Source organism: Hydrogenophaga sp. SNF1 (genome assembly GCF_034421675.1).
In the GTDB taxonomy this organism is placed as follows: Bacteria; Pseudomonadota; Gammaproteobacteria; order Burkholderiales; family Burkholderiaceae_C; genus Hydrogenophaga; species Hydrogenophaga borbori.
Genome location: NZ_CP139793.1, coordinates 2,693,062 through 2,715,212 on the forward strand (window position 1 = coordinate 2,693,062; position 22,151 = coordinate 2,715,212).

General features: G+C 68.2%; 24 protein-coding genes. 19 read left to right on the forward strand and 5 right to left on the reverse strand.

Going from position 1 to position 22,151, the window contains the following annotated elements; translation table 11 throughout:
- Positions 1 to 42 precede the first annotated feature (42 nt).
- From SOM08_RS12850 to SOM08_RS12860, 3 genes are read left to right on the forward strand one after another with little or no spacing between them, the layout of a single operon-like run.
- On the forward strand, positions 43 to 1,038 hold the full coding sequence (locus SOM08_RS12850; protein WP_116957042.1) for a Bug family tripartite tricarboxylate transporter substrate binding protein: 996 nt from the start codon (positions 43 to 45) through the stop codon (positions 1,036 to 1,038).
- A gap of 4 nt (positions 1,039 to 1,042) precedes the next feature.
- Positions 1,043 to 1,813, forward strand: a complete 771-nt coding sequence (locus SOM08_RS12855; protein ID WP_116957043.1) for an enoyl-CoA hydratase/isomerase family protein — start codon at positions 1,043 to 1,045, stop codon at positions 1,811 to 1,813.
- Between the two features lie 8 nt (positions 1,814 to 1,821).
- Entirely contained in the window at positions 1,822 to 3,381 is a 1,560-nt protein-coding gene (locus SOM08_RS12860) for a malonate--CoA ligase (RefSeq protein WP_116957044.1), read from the forward strand.
- Between the two features lie 41 nt (positions 3,382 to 3,422).
- Here SOM08_RS12860 and SOM08_RS12865 read toward each other — a convergent pair whose 3' ends face one another.
- Positions 3,423 to 3,866: a universal stress protein gene (locus SOM08_RS12865; protein ID WP_116957045.1), complete on the reverse strand. Its 444-nt coding sequence runs from the start codon at positions 3,864 to 3,866 to the stop codon at positions 3,423 to 3,425.
- Between the two features lie 115 nt (positions 3,867 to 3,981).
- Between SOM08_RS12865 and SOM08_RS12870 the strand changes: the two genes are divergently transcribed.
- The 9 genes from SOM08_RS12870 (at position 3,982) to SOM08_RS12910 (ending at position 11,678) form a co-directional block, all read left to right on the forward strand.
- Positions 3,982 to 6,258: a heavy metal translocating P-type ATPase gene (locus SOM08_RS12870; RefSeq protein ID WP_116957046.1), complete on the forward strand. Its 2,277-nt coding sequence runs from the start codon at positions 3,982 to 3,984 to the stop codon at positions 6,256 to 6,258.
- A 6-nt stretch (positions 6,259 to 6,264) separates the two neighbouring features.
- The gene (gene ccoS, locus SOM08_RS12875) at positions 6,265 to 6,402 is read left to right on the forward strand and encodes a cbb3-type cytochrome oxidase assembly protein CcoS (protein WP_070399956.1); all 138 of its coding nucleotides are present in this window, start codon (positions 6,265 to 6,267) and stop codon (positions 6,400 to 6,402) included.
- A 78-nt stretch (positions 6,403 to 6,480) separates the two neighbouring features.
- Positions 6,481 to 7,929: a cytochrome-c oxidase, cbb3-type subunit I gene (gene ccoN / locus SOM08_RS12880; protein ID WP_116957047.1), complete on the forward strand. Its 1,449-nt coding sequence runs from the start codon at positions 6,481 to 6,483 to the stop codon at positions 7,927 to 7,929.
- A 10-nt stretch (positions 7,930 to 7,939) separates the two neighbouring features.
- Positions 7,940 to 8,566: a cytochrome-c oxidase, cbb3-type subunit II gene (gene ccoO, locus SOM08_RS12885; RefSeq protein WP_116957048.1), complete on the forward strand. Its 627-nt coding sequence runs from the start codon at positions 7,940 to 7,942 to the stop codon at positions 8,564 to 8,566.
- Positions 8,567 to 8,578: 12 nt separating this feature from the next.
- Entirely contained in the window at positions 8,579 to 8,716 is a 138-nt protein-coding gene (locus SOM08_RS12890; RefSeq protein WP_116957049.1) for a cbb3-type cytochrome oxidase subunit 3, read from the forward strand.
- 25 nt (positions 8,717 to 8,741) lie between these two features.
- Entirely contained in the window at positions 8,742 to 9,653 is a 912-nt protein-coding gene (gene ccoP, locus SOM08_RS12895) for a cytochrome-c oxidase, cbb3-type subunit III (protein ID WP_116957050.1), read from the forward strand.
- A gap of 40 nt (positions 9,654 to 9,693) precedes the next feature.
- Positions 9,694 to 11,118 (forward strand): cytochrome c oxidase accessory protein CcoG, encoded by a 1,425-nt coding sequence (gene ccoG, locus SOM08_RS12900; RefSeq protein ID WP_116957051.1) that lies wholly within the window; start codon positions 9,694 to 9,696, stop codon positions 11,116 to 11,118.
- A 19-nt stretch (positions 11,119 to 11,137) separates the two neighbouring features.
- On the forward strand, positions 11,138 to 11,428 hold the full coding sequence (locus SOM08_RS12905) for a nitrogen fixation protein FixH (RefSeq protein WP_116957052.1): 291 nt from the start codon (positions 11,138 to 11,140) through the stop codon (positions 11,426 to 11,428).
- A gap of 1 nt (position 11,429) precedes the next feature.
- Positions 11,430 to 11,678, forward strand: a complete 249-nt coding sequence (locus SOM08_RS12910) for a hypothetical protein (protein ID WP_116957053.1) — start codon at positions 11,430 to 11,432, stop codon at positions 11,676 to 11,678.
- Here the strand turns inward: SOM08_RS12910 and fnr are convergent.
- Entirely contained in the window at positions 11,656 to 12,375 is a 720-nt protein-coding gene (gene fnr, locus SOM08_RS12915) for a fumarate/nitrate reduction transcriptional regulator Fnr (protein ID WP_070399964.1), read from the reverse strand. The genes SOM08_RS12910 and fnr overlap by 23 nt on opposite strands.
- A gap of 115 nt (positions 12,376 to 12,490) precedes the next feature.
- Between fnr and hemN the strand changes: the two genes are divergently transcribed.
- Entirely contained in the window at positions 12,491 to 13,888 is a 1,398-nt protein-coding gene (gene hemN, locus SOM08_RS12920) for an oxygen-independent coproporphyrinogen III oxidase (protein ID WP_116957054.1), read from the forward strand.
- Positions 13,889 to 13,896: 8 nt separating this feature from the next.
- Positions 13,897 to 14,568, forward strand: a complete 672-nt coding sequence (locus SOM08_RS12925) for a sulfite exporter TauE/SafE family protein (protein ID WP_116957055.1) — start codon at positions 13,897 to 13,899, stop codon at positions 14,566 to 14,568.
- 32 nt (positions 14,569 to 14,600) lie between these two features.
- On the opposite strand, the gene SOM08_RS12930 is transcribed toward SOM08_RS12925, so the two are convergent.
- Positions 14,601 to 15,455: a DMT family transporter gene (locus tag SOM08_RS12930; RefSeq protein WP_245980775.1), complete on the reverse strand. Its 855-nt coding sequence runs from the start codon at positions 15,453 to 15,455 to the stop codon at positions 14,601 to 14,603.
- 375 nt (positions 15,456 to 15,830) lie between these two features.
- Here SOM08_RS12930 and aceA point away from each other — a divergent pair, with 375 nt between their 5' ends.
- Positions 15,831 to 17,162 (forward strand): isocitrate lyase, encoded by a 1,332-nt coding sequence (gene aceA / locus SOM08_RS12935; protein ID WP_116957057.1) that lies wholly within the window; start codon positions 15,831 to 15,833, stop codon positions 17,160 to 17,162.
- 95 nt (positions 17,163 to 17,257) lie between these two features.
- Here the strand turns inward: aceA and SOM08_RS12940 are convergent, their stop codons facing one another.
- Together SOM08_RS12940 and SOM08_RS12945 are read right to left on the reverse strand one after the other, a co-directional pair.
- Positions 17,258 to 17,536 (reverse strand): DUF305 domain-containing protein, encoded by a 279-nt coding sequence (locus SOM08_RS12940; protein ID WP_322469063.1) that lies wholly within the window; start codon positions 17,534 to 17,536, stop codon positions 17,258 to 17,260.
- 45 nt (positions 17,537 to 17,581) lie between these two features.
- On the reverse strand, positions 17,582 to 18,451 hold the full coding sequence (locus SOM08_RS12945; protein ID WP_116957059.1) for an alpha/beta fold hydrolase: 870 nt from the start codon (positions 18,449 to 18,451) through the stop codon (positions 17,582 to 17,584).
- Positions 18,452 to 18,702: 251 nt separating this feature from the next.
- Here SOM08_RS12945 and thrS point away from each other — a divergent pair, with 251 nt between their 5' ends.
- The 4 genes from thrS to rplT all read left to right on the forward strand — a co-directional run bounded on the left by thrS (position 18,703) and on the right by rplT (position 22,107).
- Positions 18,703 to 20,610: a threonine--tRNA ligase gene (gene thrS, locus SOM08_RS12950; RefSeq protein WP_322469064.1), complete on the forward strand. Its 1,908-nt coding sequence runs from the start codon at positions 18,703 to 18,705 to the stop codon at positions 20,608 to 20,610.
- A 181-nt stretch (positions 20,611 to 20,791) separates the two neighbouring features.
- Positions 20,792 to 21,331 (forward strand): translation initiation factor IF-3, encoded by a 540-nt coding sequence (infC, locus tag SOM08_RS12955; protein WP_416186960.1) that lies wholly within the window; start codon positions 20,792 to 20,794, stop codon positions 21,329 to 21,331.
- Positions 21,332 to 21,516: 185 nt separating this feature from the next.
- Positions 21,517 to 21,720: a 50S ribosomal protein L35 gene (gene rpmI / locus SOM08_RS12960; protein WP_070399972.1), complete on the forward strand. Its 204-nt coding sequence runs from the start codon at positions 21,517 to 21,519 to the stop codon at positions 21,718 to 21,720.
- Positions 21,721 to 21,744: 24 nt separating this feature from the next.
- Positions 21,745 to 22,107: a 50S ribosomal protein L20 gene (gene rplT, locus SOM08_RS12965; protein ID WP_009517526.1), complete on the forward strand. Its 363-nt coding sequence runs from the start codon at positions 21,745 to 21,747 to the stop codon at positions 22,105 to 22,107.
- The last annotated feature ends 44 nt before the right edge of the window (positions 22,108 to 22,151 follow it).

The following is a 22,151-nucleotide window of genomic DNA, read 5'->3' on the forward strand; positions in this document are numbered from 1 at the left end:
GGCGCCAGGTCGCGTCGGCTTCATAACCACCAAGGAGACCACATGAACCAGCCCATCCAACGGCGCGCGCTGCTGCGCGCCGCCGCCGCGAGCGCCGTGCTCGGCCCCATCGGCAGCCAGGTCGCGCGCGCGCAATCGACCTGGCCTTCGCGCCCGGTGACCATGGTCGTGCCGTTCCCGGCCGGCGGCGGCACCGACGCCTTCGCGCGCCCGATGGCGGCCTCGTTCGCGCGCCTGTCGGGCAAGGCGCTGGTCATCGACAACCGCGGCGGCGCCGGCGGCACCGTGGGTGCCAGCATCGCGGCCAAGGCCGCGCCCGACGGATACACCCTGTTCATGGGCGCCGTGCACCACTCCATCGCGCCCAGCATGTACCCCAAGCTGGACTACAACATCGAGACCGACCTGGTGCCGCTGATCCTGGTGGCCAGCGTGCCGCAGGTGGTGGTGGTGAACCCGAAGAACATCACCGCACCCGACTTCAAGGCCTTTCTGGCGCAGGTCAAGGCCAATCCGGGCAAGCTCAACTACGCCTCGGCCGGCAGCGGCACCTCGCACCACCTGGCGGGCGAGCTGTTCAAGCAGCAGACCAACACCTTCATCACGCACATTCCCTACCGGGGCGCCGGCCCGGCGCTGGCCGACCTGATCGCGGGCAACGTGGACCTCATGTTCGACGGCCTGGGCTCCTCGGCCGGCCACATCAAGGGCGGGCGCATCAAACCCATGATGGTGTCGGGCGCCAAGCGCAACCCGGCCTTCCCCGACGTGCCCTGCGCGGCCGAGGTGGGCCTGCCCCAGTACAACGTGACCACCTGGTACGGCGTGTGGGCGCCCAAGGGCACGCCGGCCGACGCACAGGCGCGCGCGATCGAGGAGATCCGCAAGGCCTGCAGCACCGACGAGGCCAAGGGCGTGTGGGCCGCCCAGGGCGCGGAGTTCCCCGACATCACCGGCCCGGCCTTCGGCCAGTTCGTCAGCACCGAGGTGCGCAAGTGGGCCCAGGTGGTCAAGGCCTCGGGCGCCAAGCTGGAGTGATGGATTGCCCGCCGACGGACTGCACCTGGCCATCGACGGCGCCATCGCGCGCCTGACCCTGCGCCGCCCGGCGAAGTTCAATGCCATGTCGCGCGCGATGTGGCGCGAGCTCGCCGAGGCCCTGGCCGCCGTGGCCGCGCGCGCCGAGGTGCGCGCGCTGGTCGTGGCGGGCGAGGGCGGCCACTTCTGCGCGGGCGGCGACATCGCCGAGTACCCTGGCTTTCGCTTCGACGAGGCCAGCCTGCGCGACTTCCACGAGCGCGAGGTCTGGGGCGGGCTGTCCGCGCTGCTGGCGTGCGACAAGCCGGTCATCGCGATGATCGACGGCCATTGCATGGGCGCGGGCGTGGAGATCGCCTGCTGTTGCGACATCCGCGTGGCCAGCGCCTCGGCCCGCTTCGGCGCGCCCATCGCGCGCCTGGGCTTTCCCATGGCCCCGCGCGAGGCCGAGCTGGTGGCGCGCGAGGCCGGCCTGGCCAGCGCGCGCGAGATGCTGTTGCAGGCGGCCGTGCTGGACGCGCCCACCATGCTCTCGCGCGGTTTCCTGCACGCCGTGGTGCCCGACGCCCTGCTGGCCGAGGAGGTGCTGGCGCGCGCGCGGCGCATGGCCACGCTCTCGCCCGCGGCCGCGCGGCTGAACAAGCGCACCCTGCGCGCCCTGGCCGGCGGCGCGCGCGCCGACGCGCTGCTCGACAGCGCCTACGATTACGCCGGTCACGCCGAGCACCGGGAAGGCATCGCCGCCTTTCTCGACAAGCGAACGCCCGCTTTCTGAGTCCCTCCATGAACCCGCAGAACCACAACCTCTACGCCGCGCTTCGCGCGGCCTTCCCCGCCGACCTGGACACCACCGCCGTGGAGGTGGTGGGTGGCGCCAGCGACGGCCTGCGCTACAGCTGGCGCGACCTCGACCGCGCCAGTGCCATGCTGGCCAACCTGATCGACGGCCTGGGGCTGCCGGCGCGCTCGCGCATCGCGGTGCAGGTGGAGAAGTCGGTGGAGAACCTCATCCTCTACCTGGCGGTGCTGCGCAGCGGCCATGTGTACCTGCCGCTCAACACCGCCTACCAGTCCGGCGAGATCGAGTACTTCGTGGGCAATGCCGAGCCCGCCGTGGTGGTGTGCAGCCCGGCCAACTTCGGCTGGGTCAGCAAGATCGCGTTCAAGGCCGGCACGCGCCACGTGTTCACGCTCGGCGAAGACCGCGGCGGCACGCTGCTGGAGCGCGCCTCGCACCACGCCGACACCCACGCCGTGGCGCACAGCGGGCCCGACGACCTCGCGGTCATCATCTACACCAGCGGCACCACGGGGCGCAGCAAGGGCGCCATGCTCACGCACGGCAACATGCTGAGCAACGCGCGCGTGCTGCAGTCGTACTGGGGCTGGCAGCGGGGCGACGTGCTGATCCACGCGCTGCCCATCTTCCATGTGCATGGCCTGTTCGTGGCCATCCACGGCGCGCTCATCAATGGCAGCGCCATGCTGTGGCTCAACAGGTTCGATCCCAAGGCCGTCATCGGCCTGCTGCCGCGCGCCACCGTGTTCATGGGCGTGCCCACGCTGTACACGCGCATGCTGGCCGAGCCCTCGCTCACGCGCGAACGGGTGGCGGGCATGCGGCTGTTCGTCTCGGGCTCGGCGCCGCTGCTGATCGAGACCTTCAACGAATGGAGGGAGCGCACGGGCCACACCATCCTGGAGCGCTACGGCATGAGTGAGACCATCATGCTCACCTCCAACCCCTACGCGCCCGACGAGCGCCACAACGGCGAGCGCGAGCGCCGGGGCGGCACGGTGGGCTTCCCGCTGCCGGGCGTGAGCCTGCGCGTGGTGGACGAGGCGGGCCGTCCGGTGGAAACGGGCGAGATCGGCGGCATCCAGGTGCGCGGGCCCAACGTGTTCGCGGGCTACTGGCGCATGCCCGAGAAGACGGCCGAGGAGTTCACCACCGACGGCTACTTCAAGACGGGCGACGTGGGCCGCATCGACGAGCGCGGCTACGTGACCATCGTGGGGCGCAGCAAGGACCTGATCATCTCGGGCGGCTACAACGTCTACCCGGCCGAGATCGAGGGTGCGCTGAACGAGATGCCCGGCGTGGCCGAGAGTGCGGTGGTGGGCGTGCCGCACCCCGACTTCGGCGAGGTGGGCGTGGCCATCGTGATTCCCCGCCCGGAAGGCGCGCCGGACCCCGAGGTGCTGATCGGGGCGCTGAAGGCGCGGCTGGCGAACTTCAAGATTCCCAAGCGCTGCTTCGTGGTGAGCGAGCTGCCGCGCAACACCATGGGCAAGGTGCAGAAAAACCTGCTGCGCGAACAGTACAAGGGACTGTTCGCGTGAAAGCGAGGGGGGCGGGCGCCCGGGCGGCGTTCGCGCCTGGCTTACCGCAGCACCAGCACCGGCGTGTGCGAATGCGTCAGCACCTGCTGCGTCTCGCTGCCGAGCAGCAGCCGCTTGATGCCGCGCCGCCCGTGCGAGGCCATCACGATCAGGTCGCACTTCTGCTTCTTGGCCGTGGCGATGATGGCTTCCGCGATCAGGTCGCCCTTGGCCGTGACCGGCTTGACCTTCACCTCCATCAGCTGCCCGGCCGCCTTGACCGCGTTCACCGCGTCCATGGCTTCGGTCTGCCACTGCTTCTCGATGCGGGCCACCTCGGAGGCCGCCAGGGTCACGCCGCCTTCGAAGTAGGTCTGCGGGTAGCGCGGCACCACCTTCAGGGCCACCACTTCGGCGCCGGTCAGGTCCGCCAGAGACAGGGCGTGCTCCACGGCCTTCTGGGACAGCTTGGAGCCATCGGTGGCGACGAGGATTCGCTTGTACATGGTTCTTCTCCTCAGGGAATGATGGAACGGAGCCCCAGGCTACTCCCGGGCGGCGCGGCCCGGCTTGACCTGCGTCAAGGGGATGGCGCAGCCTTTGCGAGTACCCTACGCCCCCATGAGTTCCGCCACCTGGTCGAGCGAGCACCGGGGCCCCCTCACGGTCACCGATGACTTCGCCGTGCTCGACGACCCCGTCGAGCAGGCCGCGTTCACCCAGCCGGTGGACGGGGTGGACGCGCAGCGCGAGTCGGTGCTGGTGGTGCAGGGCATGACCTGCGCAGCCTGCGCCGACACCATCGAATCCGCGCTGGACGGCGTGCCCGGCGTGGATCTGGTCCGCGTGCACGCCGGCACGCGCCGCCTGCAGCTGCGCTGGGACCCCGCCCGGGTGCGCCTGTCCGAACTGGCCCGGCGCGTGGGCGACCGAGGCTACCGGCTGCTGCCGCTGCAGCAGGCCCTGTCCATCGATGAGCGCCTGCGTGAAACCCGCCAGGCCCTGTGGCGCCTGTTCGTCGCCGGCTTCTGCATGATGCAGGTGATGATGTACGCGTGGCCCGCCTATGTGGCCGCGCCGGGCGACATCCCGCCCGACATCGAACAGCTGCTGCGCTGGGCCAGCTGGGTCATCAGCCTGCCGGTGGTGTTCTTCGCCAGCGGCCCCTTCTTCGAGCGCGCCTGGGCCGATCTCAAGGCCCGCCGCATCGGCATGGACACGCCGGTGTCCGTGGGCATCCTGGTCACCTTTCTCGCCAGCTCGGCCGCCACCTTCGACCCCAGCGGCCCCTGGGGGCACGAGGTCTGGTTCGACTCGCTCACCATGTTCGTGTTCTTCCTGCTCGGCGGGCGCTACCTGGAGGCGCGCCTGCGCCAGCGCACGGCCGGCGCGCTGGACGCGTTGATCAATCGCCTGCCCGCCACCTGCGAGCGCGAGCGCGCCGACGGCGCGCGCGAAACCGTCTCGGTGCGCCGGCTGGCGGCCGGCGACGTGGTCTGGGTGCGCGCCGGCGAGGCTTTTCCCGGCGACGGCGTGCTGCTCGATGCGCGCGCCTCGGTCGACGAGGCCCTGCTGACCGGCGAGGCGCGCCCGCAGACGCGGCGCTGCGGCGATGCCCTGGTGGCCGGCAGCCTCAACCTCGCCGGGCCGGTGCGCCTGCGGCTCGACCGCGTGGGCGTGGACACGCGCTACGCCCAGATCGTGCGGCTGATGGAGCGCGCCGCCACCGACAAGCCGCGTCTGGCCGTGCTGGCCGACCGCATCGCCGGGCCTTTCCTGGTGCTGGTGATGCTGGCCGCCGCGGCCGCCGCCTTTGCCTGGTGGCAGGTCGATCCCTCGCGCGCCCTGGCCATCGCCGTGGCCGTGCTCATCGTCACCTGCCCCTGCGCGCTGTCGCTGGCCACGCCGGCGGCCATGCTGGCCTCGGCCGGCGTGCTGGCGCGCCGCGGCGTGCTGGTGCGCCGCCTGCAGGCGCTGGAGTCCATGGCCTCGGTGAACGCGGTGGTGTTCGACAAGACCGGCACGTTGACGCGCGAGCACCTGATGCTGCGCGAGGTGCTGCTGCGCAGCGGCGCCGACCGTGCCCAGGTGCTGGCGCTCGCGGCCGCGCTGGCGCGCGATTCGCTGCACCCGGTGGCGCGCGCCGTCGCGGCGGCGGCCCCGCCGGCCGACGAGCCCCTGTTCGATTGGCACGAGGAACCGGGGCAGGGCATTTCCGCGCGCCTGGCCAACGGGCGCTGGCTCAAGCTCGGTTCGCCCCTGTTCACCGGCGCCATGCCCGAGCACGATGCCGAGGGTCCGCGCACCTACCTGGTCGATGAGCACGGCTGGCTGGCCACCATCACCCTCAGCGAGGGCCTGCGCGAGGACGCGCGCGTGGCGGTGCAGCGTCTGCGCGCCCTGGGCATGCAGACCTGGCTGCTGTCGGGCGACCGCGCCTCCCAGGCCCACCGCATTGGCCAGGCTGTGGGCGTGGACCATGTGCTGGCCGAGGCCACGCCCGAGCGCAAGCTGGCCGAGGTTCAGGCCCTGCAGCGCCAAGGCTGGCGCGTCGCCATGGTGGGCGACGGCCTGAACGACGGCCCGGTGCTGGCCTGGGCCGACGCTTCCTTCGCGCTCGGCCGCGCCGCGCCGCTGGCGCAGGCGCGCAGCGACGCCGTGGTGCAGGGCGGGCGCGTGATGGACGTGGTGGACAGCCTGCTGCAGGCCCGGCGCACGCGGCGCGTGGTGCGCCAGAACCTGGCCTGGGCGGCGCTCTACAACGCGGTCTGCGTGCCGCTGGCGCTGATCGGCTGGATGCCGCCCTGGCTGGCCGGCCTGGGCATGGCCGCCAGCTCGCTGCTGGTCATCGGCAACGCGTGGCGCCTGAGCCGCCCCGACCCTGAACCGAAAGGCTGAGCCGCCATGGATGTCCTGTACCTGCTGATCCCGCTGTCGGTCCTCATCGTCTTTGGCGTCATCGGTGTGTTCTGGTGGGCGCTGCAGTCGGGCCAGTTCGACGGCGTCGAGCGCGAAGGCGAACGCATCCTCCACGAGGAATGACACCGGCTTGACCTAGGTCAAGCCGGTCCGGCCGCCGGACCGGGACACTCCCGGTGCAACATCGAGAGGAGTATCTGCATGGCCGTCAACCACAAGGCATCCGCCGACCCCACGGTCTACAACGACAAGGTGGTCAGGCAGTTCGCCCTGGCCACCGTTTTCTGGGGCGTGGTGGGCATGCTCGTCGGCGTGATCATCGCCGCGCAGCTCACCTGGCCGGCCCTCAACCTGGGCATCGAATGGCTCAGCTACGGCCGCTTGCGACCGCTGCACACCAACGCGGTCATCTTCGCCTTCGGCGGCTGCGGCCTGTTCGCCGCCAGCTACTACGTGGTGCAGCGCACCAGCCAGGTCCGGCTGTTCTCCGACGGCCTGGCCGCTTTCACCTTCTGGGGCTGGCAGGTGGTCATCGTGCTGGCGGCCATCACGCTGCCCCTGGGCATGACGCAGGGCAAGGAGTACGCCGAGCTCGAGTGGCCGATCGACATCCTGATCGCGCTGGTGTGGGTGGCCTATGCGGTGGTGTTCTTCGGCACCATCGGCCTGCGCAAGGTGCGCCACATCTACGTCGCCAACTGGTTCTTCGGTGGGTTCATCCTGGCCGTGGCGCTGCTGCACATCGTCAACAGCGCGGCCCTGCCGGTGAGCCTCACCAAGAGCTACTCGGCCTACGCGGGCGTGCAGGACGCCATGGTGCAGTGGTGGTACGGCCACAACGCCGTGGGCTTCTTCCTCACGGCCGGCTTCCTCGGGATGATGTACTACTTCATCCCCAAGCAGGCCGAGCGCCCGGTGTATTCGTACCGGCTGTCCATCGTGCACTTCTGGGCGCTGATCTTCACCTACATGTGGGCGGGGCCGCACCACCTGCACTACACCGCGCTGCCCGACTGGGCGCAGTCCGTGGGCATGGTGTTCTCGCTCATCCTGCTGGCGCCCAGCTGGGGCGGCATGATCAACGGCATCATGACGCTGTCGGGCGCCTGGCACAAACTGCGCGACGACCCGATCCTGCGCTTCCTGATCGTCTCGCTCTCGTTCTACGGCATGTCGACCTTCGAGGGGCCGATGATGTCCATCAAGACGGTGAACGCGCTGTCGCACTACACCGACTGGACCATCGGTCACGTGCACTCGGGCGCCCTGGGCTGGGTCGGCCTGGTGACCATGGGCTCCATGTACTACCTGATCCCGCGCCTGTACGGCCAGAAGAAGATGTATTCGGTGCCCGCGATCGAGCTGCACTTCTGGATCGCCACCATCGGCATCGTGCTCTACATCGCCGCCATGTGGATCGCTGGCGTGATGCAGGGCCTGATGTGGCGCGCCGTCAACCCCGATGGCAGCCTGACCTACACCTTCGTCGAATCGGTCAAGGCCACCTTCCCGTTCTACGTGATCCGTCTGGCCGGGGGCGTGCTGTACCTGGCCGGCATGTGCGTGATGCTCTGGAACACGGTGATGACGGCGCGCAACGGCCGCATCGAGCCGGTGAGCATTCCGGCCGCCCAACCCGCCCACGCCTGAGGTGAATCGCATGTCGCAACAAGACAAACCCACCGGCTTCACGCACGAGCGCATCGAGACCAGCAACTTCCTGATGATCGTGCTGATCGTCCTGGTGGTCTCGGTCGGCGGCCTGGTCGAAATCGTGCCGCTGTTCTTCCAGAAATCCACCACGCAGCCGGTGGAAGGGCTCAAGCCCTACACCGCCTTGCAGCTCGCGGGCCGCGACGTTTACGTGAAAGAGGGCTGCTACAACTGCCACTCGCAGATGATCCGCCCCTTCCAGGCCGAGACCCTGCGCTACGGCCACTACTCGGTGGCCGGCGAGTTCGTCTACGACCGCCCGTTCCAGTGGGGCAGCAAGCGCACCGGCCCCGACCTGGCACGCGTGGGCGGCCGCTACAGCGACGAATGGCACCGCATCCACCTGAACAACCCGCGCGACGTGGTGCCCGAGTCCAACATGCCGGCCTACAGCTGGCTGGAGAAGAAACCCGTCGATGCCGCTGGCCTGCCTGCGCGCATGAAGGCGCTGCGCACCCTGGGCGCTCCCTACAGCGACGAGGAGATCACCGCCTCCAGCGAGGCGGCGAAGGGCAAGACCGAGATGGACGCGCTCATCGCCTACCTGCAGGTGCTGGGCACCGCTTTGAAATAGCGAGAGGCTGCCATGGACATCAACACCCTGCGTTCCATCGTCACCGTCATCAGCCTGCTGGTCTTCCTGGGCATCGTGGTCTGGGCCTGGTCGCGCCGCAACCGCGAGCGCTTCGACGAGGCCGCCCGCCTGCCGTTCCAGGACGAATGAGCCACCCCCACACACGGGAACCATCATGAGCGATTTCACCAGCGACTTCTGGTCTATATACGTCGGCGCCATCACCGTGGTCAGCATCCTGGCCTGCGGCGTGTTGCTGTGGGTGGCCGGCACCACCAAGGTCAAGCCGGGCCAGGACAACACCACCGGCCACGTGTGGGACGGCGACCTGCGCGAACTCAACAACCCCCTGCCGCGCTGGTGGGTCTGGCTGTTCGTCATCACCATCGTTTTCGCCCTGGCCTATGGCCTTCTGTACCCCATGTACGGCCGCTACGCGGGCGTGCTGGGCTGGACCTCCAGCGGCCAGCACACCGTCGAGGTGCAGCGCCACCAGGAAGCCATCGCGCCGCTGTACGCGCAGTTCCACGACCAGCCGCCCGAGCGCCTGGCCGGCGACGCGCAGGCCATGGCGATCGGCGAGCGCCTGTTCATGAACCAGTGCGCCCAGTGCCATGGCTCGGACGCGCGTGGCTCCAAGGGCTTCCCCAACCTCACCGACAGCGACTGGCTGCACGGCGGCGAACCCGCGGCCATCGAGACCACCATCACCCAGGGCCGCCACGGCGTGATGCCGCCCATGGCCGCGGCCGTGGGCAACGCCGATGACGTGCGCAACGTCGCCCATTACGTGCTCAGCCTGTCCAACAGCCCGCACGACCGCGTGCGCGCCTCGCAGGGCCGCACCAAGTTCGCCGCCTGCGCGGCCTGCCACGGCATGGACGGCAAGGGCAACACCGCGCTGGGCGCACCCAACCTCACCGACGGCGTGTGGCTGCACGGCTGGGGCGAGGAGGCCATCGTGCGCGCCATCACCAACGGCATCGACAACCGCATGCCGGCGCAGAACCAGCTGCTCAACGCCGACCAGATTCGCGTGCTGACGGCCTACGTGTGGGGCCTGTCGAACCGGCCCGCCAAACCCTGAGGACCCGGCGGCGGCCCGCGCGCCGGGCCCGCCAGACGACATGAAGACCATTCCGATCCAGCCCGCGCCGCCCGGCGACGACGAGGAAATCGTCGTTTCGCTCTATGCCGCGCAGGAGAAGATTCAGCCGCGCTCGGTCACTGGCGTGTTCGCGCGCTGGCGCTGGTTCTTCGTGTGGGCCACGCAGCTGGTGTTCTACGGCCTGGCCTGGCTGCCCTGGAACGGCCGCCAGGCCGTGCTGTTCGACCTGGAGGCGCGGCGCTTCTACCTGTTCGACCTGATCCTGTATCCGCAGGACTTTATCTACCTCACCGGGCTGCTGGTCATCTCGGCGCTGGCGCTGTTCCTGTTCACGGCGGTGGCCGGGCGCCTGTGGTGCGGCTTCACCTGCCCGCAGACGGTGTACACCGAAATCTTCATGTGGATCGAGCGCCGGGTCGAGGGCGATCGCTCCGCCCGGCTGCGCCTGGACGCCGCGCCCATGAGCGCGGCCAAGTTCGGCAAACGCGCGCTCAAGCACGGGCTGTGGGGCGCGCTGGCGCTGTGGACGGGCTTCACCTTCGTTGGCTACTTCACGCCGATCCGTGAGCTCGCGGGATTGGTGGCCAGCCTCTCGCTCGGGCCCTGGCAAACCTTCTGGATCCTGTTCTACGGCCTGGCCACCTACGGCAACGCGGGCTTCCTGCGCGAGCAGGTGTGCAAGTACATGTGCCCCTACGCGCGCTTCCAGAGCGCCATGTTCGACCGCGACACGATGATCGTCACCTACGACGAGGGGCGCGGCGAGCCGCGTGGCGCGCGCAGCCGCAAGGCCGACCCCAAGGCCCTCGGCCTGGGCAGTTGCGTGGATTGCACCCTGTGCGTGCAGGTCTGCCCCACCGGCATCGACATCCGCAAAGGCCTGCAGTACGAGTGCATCAGCTGCGCGGCCTGCGTGGACGTGTGCGATGAGGTGATGGACAAGGTCGGCTACCCGCGCGGCCTGATCCGCTTTGCCACGCAGAACGGTGTCGCCAAGGGCTGGAACCGCGCGCAGATGCTGCGCCGCGCCCTGCGCCCGCGCGTGCTGGTCTACAGCGGCGTGTTGCTGGCCGTGTCGCTGGCGGTGCTGGGCAGCCTGTGGCTGCGCACGCCGCTCAAGGTGGACGTGATCCGCGACCGCGGCGCGCTGGCGCGCGAGGTGGAACAAGGCCGCGTCGAGAACGTCTACCGGCTGCAGATCATGAACGCCACCGAGGTGGCGCAGACCTACGAGCTGCGCGTGGAAGGCCTGCCGGGCATCGCCCTGGCGTCCGGCGATCGTGTGGAGGTGGCGCCCGCCGAGGTGCGCGCCGTCGCCGCGCGGGTCCAGGTGCCGCCCGGCGCGGCCGCGAGCGGCTCGCACCCCATCCAGTTCGAGGTGCGCGCCGCCCAGGACGAGCGGGTGCGGGTGCGTGAGAAGAGCACCTTTCTCGTTCCCCGATAACGCTTCCGCAGGAGACCCCATGAACCCCGATCCGATGAGCACCGACGCGCCCGAGCCCTGGTGGCGCGTGGGCCCCATGTGGCTGGTGGTGGGCGGGCCGCTGGTGGTGGTGGTGGCGGCCATCGGCACCGCCGTCATTGCCATCGAGGGCGCCGACCCGGTGCTCGACAAGGCCGCCTACCAGGCCACGCTGGAGCAGGCGCGCCGCCTGCAGGGCGCGCAGCGCGACGAGGCCCTGATCGGTCTTCAGCCCGCGCACCAGGCGCGCAACCACGCGGCCTCGCCCGTGGTCCGCGAGGGTGGCCACTGACATGGGCCGCCGCTGGATGTGGGTGGGCTGGCCGTCCTTCCTGATGGCCGGCGTGCTGGAGATGCTGGTGTTCGCGGTGGTGGACCCGGGCGAATTGCACTGGCAGGGCGTCGCGCTCGACTGGTCGCGCCCCGCCGTCTACACGGTGGCCTTCTTCGTGTTCTGGGCGGTGACGGCGGTCGCTTGCAGCCTGAGCCTGTGGCTGGCCCTGCCACCGCAGGACGCGCTCAGGAGCAGGTCTGCGGATTGACGATGCGCCGCAGCGCCTCGGTGTCCTTGATGTGCACGTAGCGCTGCTTGACGTCGATGATGCCGTCGTCGACGAACTTGGAGAAGGTGCGGCTCACCGTCTCCAGCTTCATGCCCAGGTAGCTGCCGATCTCCTCGCGCGTCATGCGCAGGTTGAACTCGGACGGCGAGAAGCCACGCGCCTGCAGGCGCTGCACCAGGTTGAGCAGGAAGGCCGCCAGCCGCTCCTCGGCGCGCATGCTGCCCAGCAGCAGCATCACGCTGTGGTCGCGCACGATCTCGCGGCTCATGATGCGGTGCACGTGGTGTTGCAGCGGGGTGAACTGGCGCGACAGTTCTTCGACCTGGTTGAAGGGCATGACGCAGACCTCGGCGTCTTCCAGCGCCACCGCGTCGCAGGCGTGGTGGTCGCTCACGATGCCGTCCAGGCCGATGATCTCGCCCGCCATCTGGAAACCCGTGACCTGGTCGCGCCCGTCGGCGGTGGTCACGCAGGTCTTGAAGAAGCCCGAGCGCACGGCGTAGAGCGAGGTGAAGCGATCGCCGACGGAGAACAGGGCTTCGCCGCGCTTGACGCGCTTGCGGGAGGAAATCAGTGTGTCGAGCTGGCCCATTTCCTCCGCGCTCAGGCCCATGGGCAGGCAGAGTTCGCGAAGGTTGCAGCTTGAGCACGCCACTTTGATGCGTTGCGCGTCCATGTGCGTCGTTCCTGAGTGCATGACAGGGAGCGAGCATACCCCTTTGGGTCCGGGATCACAGGGCCGCTTGACCAGGATCAAGGCGTCTGGACACGCCAGCCGGCACAGTGGGGCCATGCCAGAAGGACCCGCCGTGAGCCATGTGATCCCCGATGAACTGCTGCGTCGCTTTGACGTTCCGGGGCCGCGCTATACCTCTTACCCCACGGCCGACCGCTTCGTGGAGGCCTTCACCGAGCAGGACTACCGCCTGGCGCTGGGACAGCGGCGGGCCGGGTCGATGGCACTGCCCCTGTCACTGTATGTGCACATCCCGTTCTGCGAATCGGTGTGTTACTACTGCGCTTGCAACAAAGTTATTACAAAGCACCATTCGCGCGGCGCCGAGTACCTGCGCCACCTCTCGCGCGAACTGGACCTGCAGATCGAGCACCTGGGCGCGGGCCAGTCGGTGTCCCAGCTGCACCTGGGCGGCGGCACGCCCACCTTCCTGAGCGATGCCGAGCTGGAAGACCTGATGGCCATGCTGCGGCGCCACTTCGCGCTCGCGCCGGGCGGCGAGTACTCCATCGAGGTGGACCCGCGCACCGTGAGCGCCGAGCGCCTGCGCGCGCTGCACCGCCTGGGTTTCAACCGCCTGAGCTTCGGTGTCCAGGACTTCGATCCCGCCGTGCAGAAGGCCGTGCACCGCGTGCAGCCGGCCGAGCAGGTATTCGCGCTGGTCGACGCGGCGCGGCAGATCGGCTTCGAGTCGGTCAATGTGGACCTGATCTACGGCCTGCCGCTGCAGACGCCCGAGTCCTTCCGGCGCACGCTGGCGCAGCTGCAGGCCCTGCGGCCGGACCGCGTGGCGCTGTACGCCTACGCGCACCTGCCGGCGCGCTTCAAGCCGCAGCGGCGCATCGTGGCGGCCGAGCTGCCGGGCGCGGCCGACAAGCTGGCGATGCTCTCGGCGTCGCTGGACATCCTGCGCGCGGCGGGCTACGTTTACGTCGGCATGGACCACTTCGCCCTTCCCGACGACGCCCTGGCCGTGGCCAAGCGCCAGGGCCGGCTGCACCGCAACTTCCAGGGCTACAGCACCCAGCCCGATTGCGACCTCATCGCGCTCGGTGTGTCGGCCATCGGCCGGGTAGGCGCCACCTACAGCCAGAACGCCAAGACCCTGGACGAGTACGTGGACCTGCTCGACCAGGGCCGCCTGCCCATCGTGCGCGGCCTGGCGCTCACGCGCGACGATGTGCTGCGCCGTGCGGTGATCATGTCCCTGATGTGCCAGGGCGAACTGCAGTTCGAGGCCATCGACCTGGGCCACCTGATCGACAGCCGCCGTTACTTCGCCAATGAGCTGCGCGCGCTCGAGCCCTTCGTGGACGAGGGCTTGGTCACCCTGGACGAGCAGGGCGTGCAAGTGACCGAAACCGGCTGGTACCTGGTGCGCGCGATCGCCATGGTGTTCGACCGCCACCTGCAGGCCGACCAGGACCGCGCGCGGTTTTCAAGGATTCTCTGAGCGCGCCGATGTCCGGTTCCCTGTTGATCACGGCGCTGCTCATGGGCCTGGTGGGTGGGCCGCACTGCATTGCCATGTGCGGCGCGGCCTGCGCGGGCATCGGCCGCGCGGCCGGCGAGCGCGGCACGCGCGCGCTGCTGGCGTTCCAGCTCAGCCGCGTCGCTGGCTACGCCAGCGTGGGGGCGCTGGCGGCGGGCTCGGTGCAGGGGCTGGCCTGGCTGGGGGCGCATACGCAGGTGATCCGGCCGCTGTGGACCATGTTCCACGTCGCGGCCCTGCTGCTGGGCGCCTGGCTGCTCTGGCGGGCGCGCCAGCCGGCGTGGATCGACGGCGTGGGCCAAGGCATCTGGCGCCGCGCGAAACCCGCCATCGCGCGACTCGGCCCGCGCGCGCCCTGGGTGCTGGGCTTCGGCTGGGCGCTCATGCCCTGCGGCCTGCTGTATTCGGCGCTGCTGGTGGCCTCGCTCTCGGCGGACGCGGTGCAGGGCGCGGCGGTGATGGCGCTGTTCGCCATCGGCTCGTCGGTGTCGCTGTTCGCGGGGCCCTGGCTGCTGCTGCGCCTGCGCGAGGCGCGCTCGGGCGCCTGGGGCATCCGTCTGGCGGGGCTGGCGCTGCTGCTGGCCTCGGGCTGGGCTCTGTGGATGGGCATCACCCAACCCACGGGGCTTTGGTGCCTGTGAGCGCACCAGCCACGGGCAGCGGTCGTTGAGCGTCAGGTCGTGGCACGACCAGGGAGCGTGGCCAGCACCAGGCCCAACACAGCGATACCGAAAGCCAGCAGTTGCAGGGCGCTGAGGCGCTCACCCATGAAGACCACGCCAATGAGCGCCGCGCTGATCGGCAGCATCACGGTGAACACGCCGGCCTGCGAGGCGGGCACGGTCTTGAGCCCGGTCATCCACAGCCACACCGTCCACACGCTGGCCGCCAGCGCATAGAACACCAGCAGGCCCCAGGTGGGCAGGGCCACGGCGCCGAAGTCGAAGCGCAGTGCGGCCCACACGCCCAGAGGCGTGACCAGCGCCAGGCCCCACAGGTTGATGATGGCCGAGATGCGCTTGGGGCCCAGGCCCTCGGTGAGGCGCTTGCCGATGACGACGTAAGACGCCTCGCACACCACCGCTGCGAACACGAGCAGGTTGCCCAGCAGGGCCTGGCCACCGCCCGCGGCCGGGCCGGCCCCCTTGTCGAGCGAGAACAGGCCGATGCCCAAGGCCGCGCAGGCGATGCCCGCCGCGCTGCGCGCGCCGATGCGCTCGCGCAGGAAGATGGCGCTGAGCACCGCCACCACGGCGGGAATGGAGGACATCACCACGCCCGCAGCCACCGCGGTGGTCAGGCTCACACCGTAGAGCATGCAGATGGAGAACAGGAAATTGCCCAGGAAGGACTCGAGAAAGAGCAGGGCGCGCGTGCGCGGGCTCAGGGGCGGCTCGTCGGCGGGCTTGCGCAGCCAGCGCCACATGGCCAGGGCGCCGATGCCGAAGCGCAGCCAGGCCAGCAGGAACACCGGAAACACCAGTACCAGGGGCTTGGACAGCGCCACATAGCTGCCCACGAGCGCCATGCTCAGGGCCAGGCAAGCGTAGGCCGTGGCACGGTGAAGGGAGGTCACGGGAAGGGCGCGGCTGGCGGCGGGTGGGGGCGGGTGGCCCGCATCATGCCTCAGCCTCCGGCGTGGGTTTCGGGATGAGGAATTTGTTTTTCACATCGAGAAAATGTCGAATGCTGCGTCGCGGAAAAATTTCTCGATATGGGAGATGAAATTCCGTATTGAAAAATTTATCAAAAATTCCATTGATTCAAAAGGAGAAAATTTTTGTCTTGTATAAGACATAAGAGGCGATTTAGGTCTTCTACAAGACTTAGAGTCATGTCCAACGGCACCGCCTTTGCCGCGAACGCCGCCCCGGTACCCATCAACCCCCCAAGGAGTGTCCCCATGCCCCAGTCCCTCACCGAACAGCTCAGCCGCTCGCAACAGATCGAAGCCCTGGAGAAAGACTGGGCCACGAACCCGCGCTGGAAAGGCGTCAAGCGCGGCTACAGCGCCACCGACGTGGTGCGCCTGCGCGGCAGCATGCACATTGAGCACACCCTGGCCAAGCGCGGCGCGGAAAAGCTCTGGGAAAAAATCAACGGTGGCGCCAAGAAGGGCTACGTGAACGCCTTCGGCGCGATCTCCGCCGGCCAGGCCATGCAGCAGGCCAAGGCCGGACTGGAGGCGGTCTACCTGTCGGGCTGGCAGGTGGCGGCCGACGGCAACACCAGCGAAACCATGTACCCGGACCAGTCGCTCTACGCCTACGACTCGGTGCCCACCATGGTCCGCCGCATCAACAACACCTTCAAGCGCGCCGATGAGATCCAGTGGGGCCGCGGCATCGAGCCGGGCAGCAAAGAATTCATCGACTACTTCCTGCCCATCGTGGCCGACGCGGAAGCCGGCTTCGGCGGCGTGCTCAACGCCTTCGAGCTGATGAAGAACATGATCGCGGCCGGCGCCGCAGGCGTGCACTTCGAGGACCAACTGGCCGCCGTGAAGAAGTGCGGCCACATGGGCGGCAAGGTGCTGGTGCCCACGCAGGAAGCCATCGAAAAGCTGATCGCCGCGCGCTTCGCGGCCGACGTGATGGGCGTGTCCACCATCGTGCTGGCCCGCACAGACGCCGAGGCGGCCAACCTCATCACCAGCGACCACGACGCCAACGACAAGCCCTTCCTCACCGGCGAGCGCACCCAGGAAGGCTTCTACCGCGTGAAGAATGGCCTGGAGCAGGCCATCAGCCGCGGCGTGGCTTACGCGCCCTACGCCGACCTGGTGTGGTGCGAGACCGGCACGCCCGACCTGGGCTTTGCCCGCGAGTTCGCGCAGGCCGTGCACGCCAAGAGCCCGGGCAAGCTGCTGAGCTACAACTGCTCGCCCTCGTTCAACTGGAAGAAGAACCTGGACGACAAGACCATCGCCCGCTTCCAGGACGAGCTCTCGGCGCTGGGCTACAAGTACCAGTTCATCACCCTGGCCGGCATCCACATCAACTGGTTCAACACCTTCCAGTTCGCCCACGCCTACGCCCGCGGCGAAGGCATGAAGCACTACACGGAAATGGTGCAGGAGCCCGAATTCAAGGCGCGTGAGCAGGGCTACACCTTCGTGTCGCACCAGCAGGAGGTGGGCGCGGGCTACTTCGACGACGTGACGACGGTGATCCAGGGTGGGTCGTCGAGCGTGAAGGCGCTGACGGGCTCGACCGAGGAAGAGCAGTTCCACTGAGCTGAATCCATCCGGACACGAGGAGACAGGGCCGCCCTTCGGGGCGGCTTTTTTTTGGGGTGGTCGCTCGCGTGGCGGTTCGATCCGCCGGCCACTCAATGTTGCAGGCGCTCGGCGATGCGGTTCATCTGTTCGATCTCGGACCGCTGAGCTTTGGCGATCGACTCGCACAGGGCCAGCAACTCCGGATCCGCCAGCCTCGCTTCCCGGCACATGAGGATGGCGCCGGAGTGGTGCGGCACCATGGACGCGATGAACTGGTGGTCGCCGACAGCGACCTGCCAGCGCGTGGCGAAGAAGGCGCCGGCTGTGAGCAAGGCGAAGACCAGGTGCAGGGCGATGTTGAGCGGCCGGTTCGACAACATGGCGGGCATGGTTGCCAGCATGAAAATGCCCATGGGCGCCCACATCCTTTGGTGTCAGGGGCTCGGCCGCGGCCGTGTCTCCACGCGTGCGATGAAGGCGCCCATGAGCGCCGCGCATTCGGCCGCGTGCGTTTCCAGAAGGAAATGAGGGCCATCGAGGATGTGCGCCGCCATGCGCGGCAGGTCCTTCATCCACGAGAGGGTTTCCTGGAGATCGAAGAAGGCGTCGTGTCGGCCCCACAGCATCAGCGCCGGCGGTTGCCAGCGGGCGAGCCAGTCGGCGATGTCTGCGAAGCGCGCGACGTGGTGGCGGTAGTCCAGCACCAGCTGGCGCTGCGTCGCCAGCCGGCCGGGCAGGTTCATGGTTCGCCAGTCCCGTTCCCACCGTTGCGGGTCAATGCGCGCCGCCAGATCGTCCGGTATGCCCGCCACGTATTGGTCGCGCGTTCCCTTGAAGCTCAGGTGGGCGGTCGCCTCGGCTTCCCGTTCGGGTGAGGGGTCCCTCCAATAGGCCCGGGTGGCCGACCACTGCGGCCCCAGGCCGCTCTCATGGGCGTTGGCGTTCTGGACGATGAGTCCACGGATGCGGTCCGGTGCGCGCGTGGCGAGGTGAAGTCCGACCGCCGCGCCGTGGTCGTGCAGGTAGAGGTGGAAGGAGGCGACGCCGAGCCGAGCCAACAGTTCGTCGACGATGTCCGCCAGGCGCGAGAAGGAGGCGGGCTCGATGGGCGGGGAGCGGCCGAAGCCGGGGAGATCGGGGGCGATCACGAAGCAGTCGCGCGCGAGCGGGGCGATCACGTGCCGGAACGATTCGGACGAGCTCGGGAAGCCGTGGATCAGCAGCAGGGCCGGTCGGCCCCGGTCGCCGCTCAGGCGGACCGCCACGTCGGTGCCCTGGACCCGAAGAAGGGTGATGGGATTCATGGGACGTCTGGCCGGCAAACGCCGTGCCTTGTCCGCCGGCGGCCGGGGACGGGCAGGTGCCTTTGTGGGACAATCGTGGTTTCTGTCCACCAGCAAGAGCGAGAAAGGCACGTCGGTTATGACACCGCGAACTCAGGCGTTTTTCTTCGCGGCCCTTTGAGGCCAGCAGTTCGCGCCTGCCCGATTCCTTTTCCTCTTCCCCCATGAAAGCGCGGCCCCAGCCGCGCTTTTTTGTTTTCCGGATACCCACCATGCCCCAGATCACGCTCCCCGACGGTTCGCAACGCAGCTTTCCCGCGCCGGTGACGGTGGCCGACGTCGCCGCCTCCATCGGCAGCGGCCTGGCCAAGGCCGCGCTGGGCGGCAAGGTGGACGGCCGGCTGGTGGACGCCAGCTACACCATCGATCGCGACGCCTCGCTCGCGATCGTCACGGCCAAAGACGCCGACGGCCTGGAGATGATCCGCCACTCCACCGCCCACCTGCTGGCCTACGCCGTGAAAGAGCTGTACCCCGAGGCGCAGGTCACCATCGGCCCGGTCATCGAGAACGGCTTCTACTACGACTTCTCGTACAAGCGTCCCTTCACGCCCGACGATCTGGCCGCCATCGAGAAGCGCATGGCCGAACTCGCCAGCAAGGACGAGAAGGTCGAGCGCCGCGTATTGCCGCGCGATGAGGCCGTGGCCCACTTCAAGGCCATGGGCGAGCACTACAAGGCCGAGATCATTGCCAGCATCCCGGCCAACGAGGACGTGAGCCTCTACCGCGAAGGCGGTTTCGAAGACCTCTGCCGCGGCCCGCACGTCCCCAGCACGGGCAAGCTCAAGCACTTCAAGCTCATGAAGGTGGCCGGTGCCTACTGGCGCGGGGACCACCGCAACGAGATGCTGCAGCGCATCTACGGCACGGCCTGGTCCACCAAGGAAGAGCTGCAGCAATACCTGACGATGCTGGAGGAGGCCGAGAAGCGCGATCACCGCAAGCTGGGCCGCGAGCTGGACCTGTTCCACCTGGACGAGCACAGCCCCGGCACGGTGTTTTGGCATCCCAAGGGCTGGGTCGTCTGGCAGGAGGTGGAGCAGTACATGCGCCGCGTCTACCGCGACAACGGCTACCTGGAGGTCAAGGGCCCGCAGATCCTGGACAAGGCGCTGTGGGAAAAGACCGGCCACTGGGACAAGTACCGCGAGAACATGTTCACCACGGAGTCGGAAAAGCGGGACTACGCGCTCAAGCCGATGAACTGCCCCGGCCACATCCTCATCTACAAGCAGGGCATCAAGAGCTACCGCGACCTGCCGCTGCGCTTCGGTGAATTCGGCAACTGCCACCGCAACGAGCCCACGGGGGGGTTGCACGGCATCATGCGCGTGCGCGCGTTCACGCAGGACGACGGCCACATCTTCTGTACCGAAGACATGATCCAGGCCGAGGTCGCCGCCTTCACGACGCTGCTGCAGAAGGTCTACAAGGACTTTGGTTTCACCGAGATCCTCTACAAGCTGTCGACGCGCCCCGAGAAGCGCATCGGCAGCGAGGAGAGCTGGGACAAGGCCGAGGCCGCCCTGGCCCAGGGCCTGCGCGCCTCGGGCTGCGAATTCGAGTACCTGCCGGGCGAGGGCGCCTTCTATGGCCCGAAGATCGAGTACACGCTGAAGGACGCCCTGGGACGGCAGTGGCAGTGCGGCACGATGCAGGTCGACCCGAACATGCCCGAGCGCCTGGACGCCGAATACGTGGCCGAGGATGGCTCCCGGCAGCGCCCCATCATGCTGCACCGCGCCATCGTCGGCAGCCTGGAGCGTTTCATCGGCATCCTGATCGAACAGCACGCCGGCGCGCTGCCCACCTGGCTGGCGCCGGTGCAGGTGGCGGTGCTCAACATCACCGACGCGCAGGCCGATTACTGTCGCGAAATCGCGAAATCACTGCAGAATCAAGGGCTTAGAGTCGAAACGGACCTGCGCAACGAGAAAATAACGTATAAAATACGGGAGCACGCGTTGCAAAAGCTGCCTTTCATTGCCGTTGTGGGCGACAAGGAAAAGGCCGCTGGCGCCGTGGCGGTGCGGGCCCGGGGCAACAAAGACCTGGGCGTGATGTCGCTGGAGGCCTTCTCCCAGCTCGTCGCGACATCGGTTTCATCCAAGGCTTGAACGCCCTCGGGCATGGCCCGGTGAAGCCGCCGCATCACCGGGCGCCCATGGTGCGAGCAGCCCCGCGGCCGACAGGCCGTTTTTGATTCATCGGCCCACTTGAAGGAAACGCACCATCGCTACCAACTTTCGCGACCGCCGCCAGCGTGAAGAACGCGCGCACCGCCTGAACCGGGAAATCATGGCCCCCGAGGTTCGCCTCAACGGCCCGAACAACGAGCCCCTGGGCATCGTGAGCTTGCAGGAAGCCCTTCGGATGGCTGGCGAGCTCGACGTCGATCTCGTGGAGATCGCCGCCACCGCGAATCCGCCGGTGTGCCGCCTGATGGATTACGGCAAGTTCAAGTACCAGGAACAGAAGAAGGCGGCCGAAGCGAAAGCCAAGCAGACGGTCATCGAAATCAAGGAAGTCAAGTTCCGCCCGGGTACCGACGACGGCGACTACAACATCAAGATGCGCAACATCCGCCGGTTCCTGGACGACGGCGACAAGTGCAAGATCACGTTGCGCTTCCGTGGCCGCGAGATCACGCACCAGGAACTCGGTCTGGCGCTGCTGAACCGCATCCGCGACGAGTTGGGCGACCTGATCATCGTGGAGCAGTTCCCGAAGCTGGAAGGGCGCCAGATGATCATGATGATCGCGCCGAGCCGCAAGAAGGTGGCGGCGAAGCCCACAGCCGAAGCGGCAGCGCCGGCGGCCAGCCCCACGGCGGCCTGAGCCGCCGGGGTTTTCTGAAGGATTGAGCGGGCAGGGTTGGTCCCCTGCCGGCTTGAGGCACCAGCCGCAAGGCCAGTGCCGAAAGGAAGGCCCGAAAGGGCCTTACCAAAAGTGGCTCGGGGCCCATCAAGACCGTGGCTGGTTGCCGCGGCGCCTCGCGAGCACAAATCAAAAGGAGCATTTCCATGCCCAAAATGAAGACCAAGAGCAGCGCGAAGAAGCGTTTTCGTGTTCGTCCCGGTGGCACCGTCAAGCGCGGTCAAGCCTTCAAGCGTCACATCCTGACCAAGAAGTCCACCAAGAACAAGCGCCACCTGCGCGGGGCCGTCAACGTCCATGAGACCAACATGGGTCACATGGCGCAGATGCTGCCGTTCGCTGGCCTGTAATCAAGACGAACAAGGAGAAGCACTATGCCTCGCGTCAAACGTGGTGTCACGGCTCGCGCCCGCCATAAAAAAGTCCTGGCTCTGGCCAAAGGTTTCCGCGGCCGCCGCGGCAACGTCTTCCGCATCGCCAAACAGGCGGTGATGAAGGCGGGCCAATACGCCTACCGCGATCGCCGCACCAAGAAGCGTGTGTTCCGCCAGCTGTGGATCGCGCGTATCAACGCCGGTGCTCGCGCTTGCGGCCTGACGTACAGCCAGTTCGCCAACGGTCTGAAGAAGGCCCAGATCGAGATCGACCGCAAGGTCCTCGCCGACCTGGCCGTCAACGATCCGGCGGCTTTTGGCAGCATCGTGGAGCAGGTCAAAGCCAAGCTGGCCACCGCTTGATTCCCGGCCGGGCGCGCAGGCGCCCGCTGCCGTTCTAAGGGGTT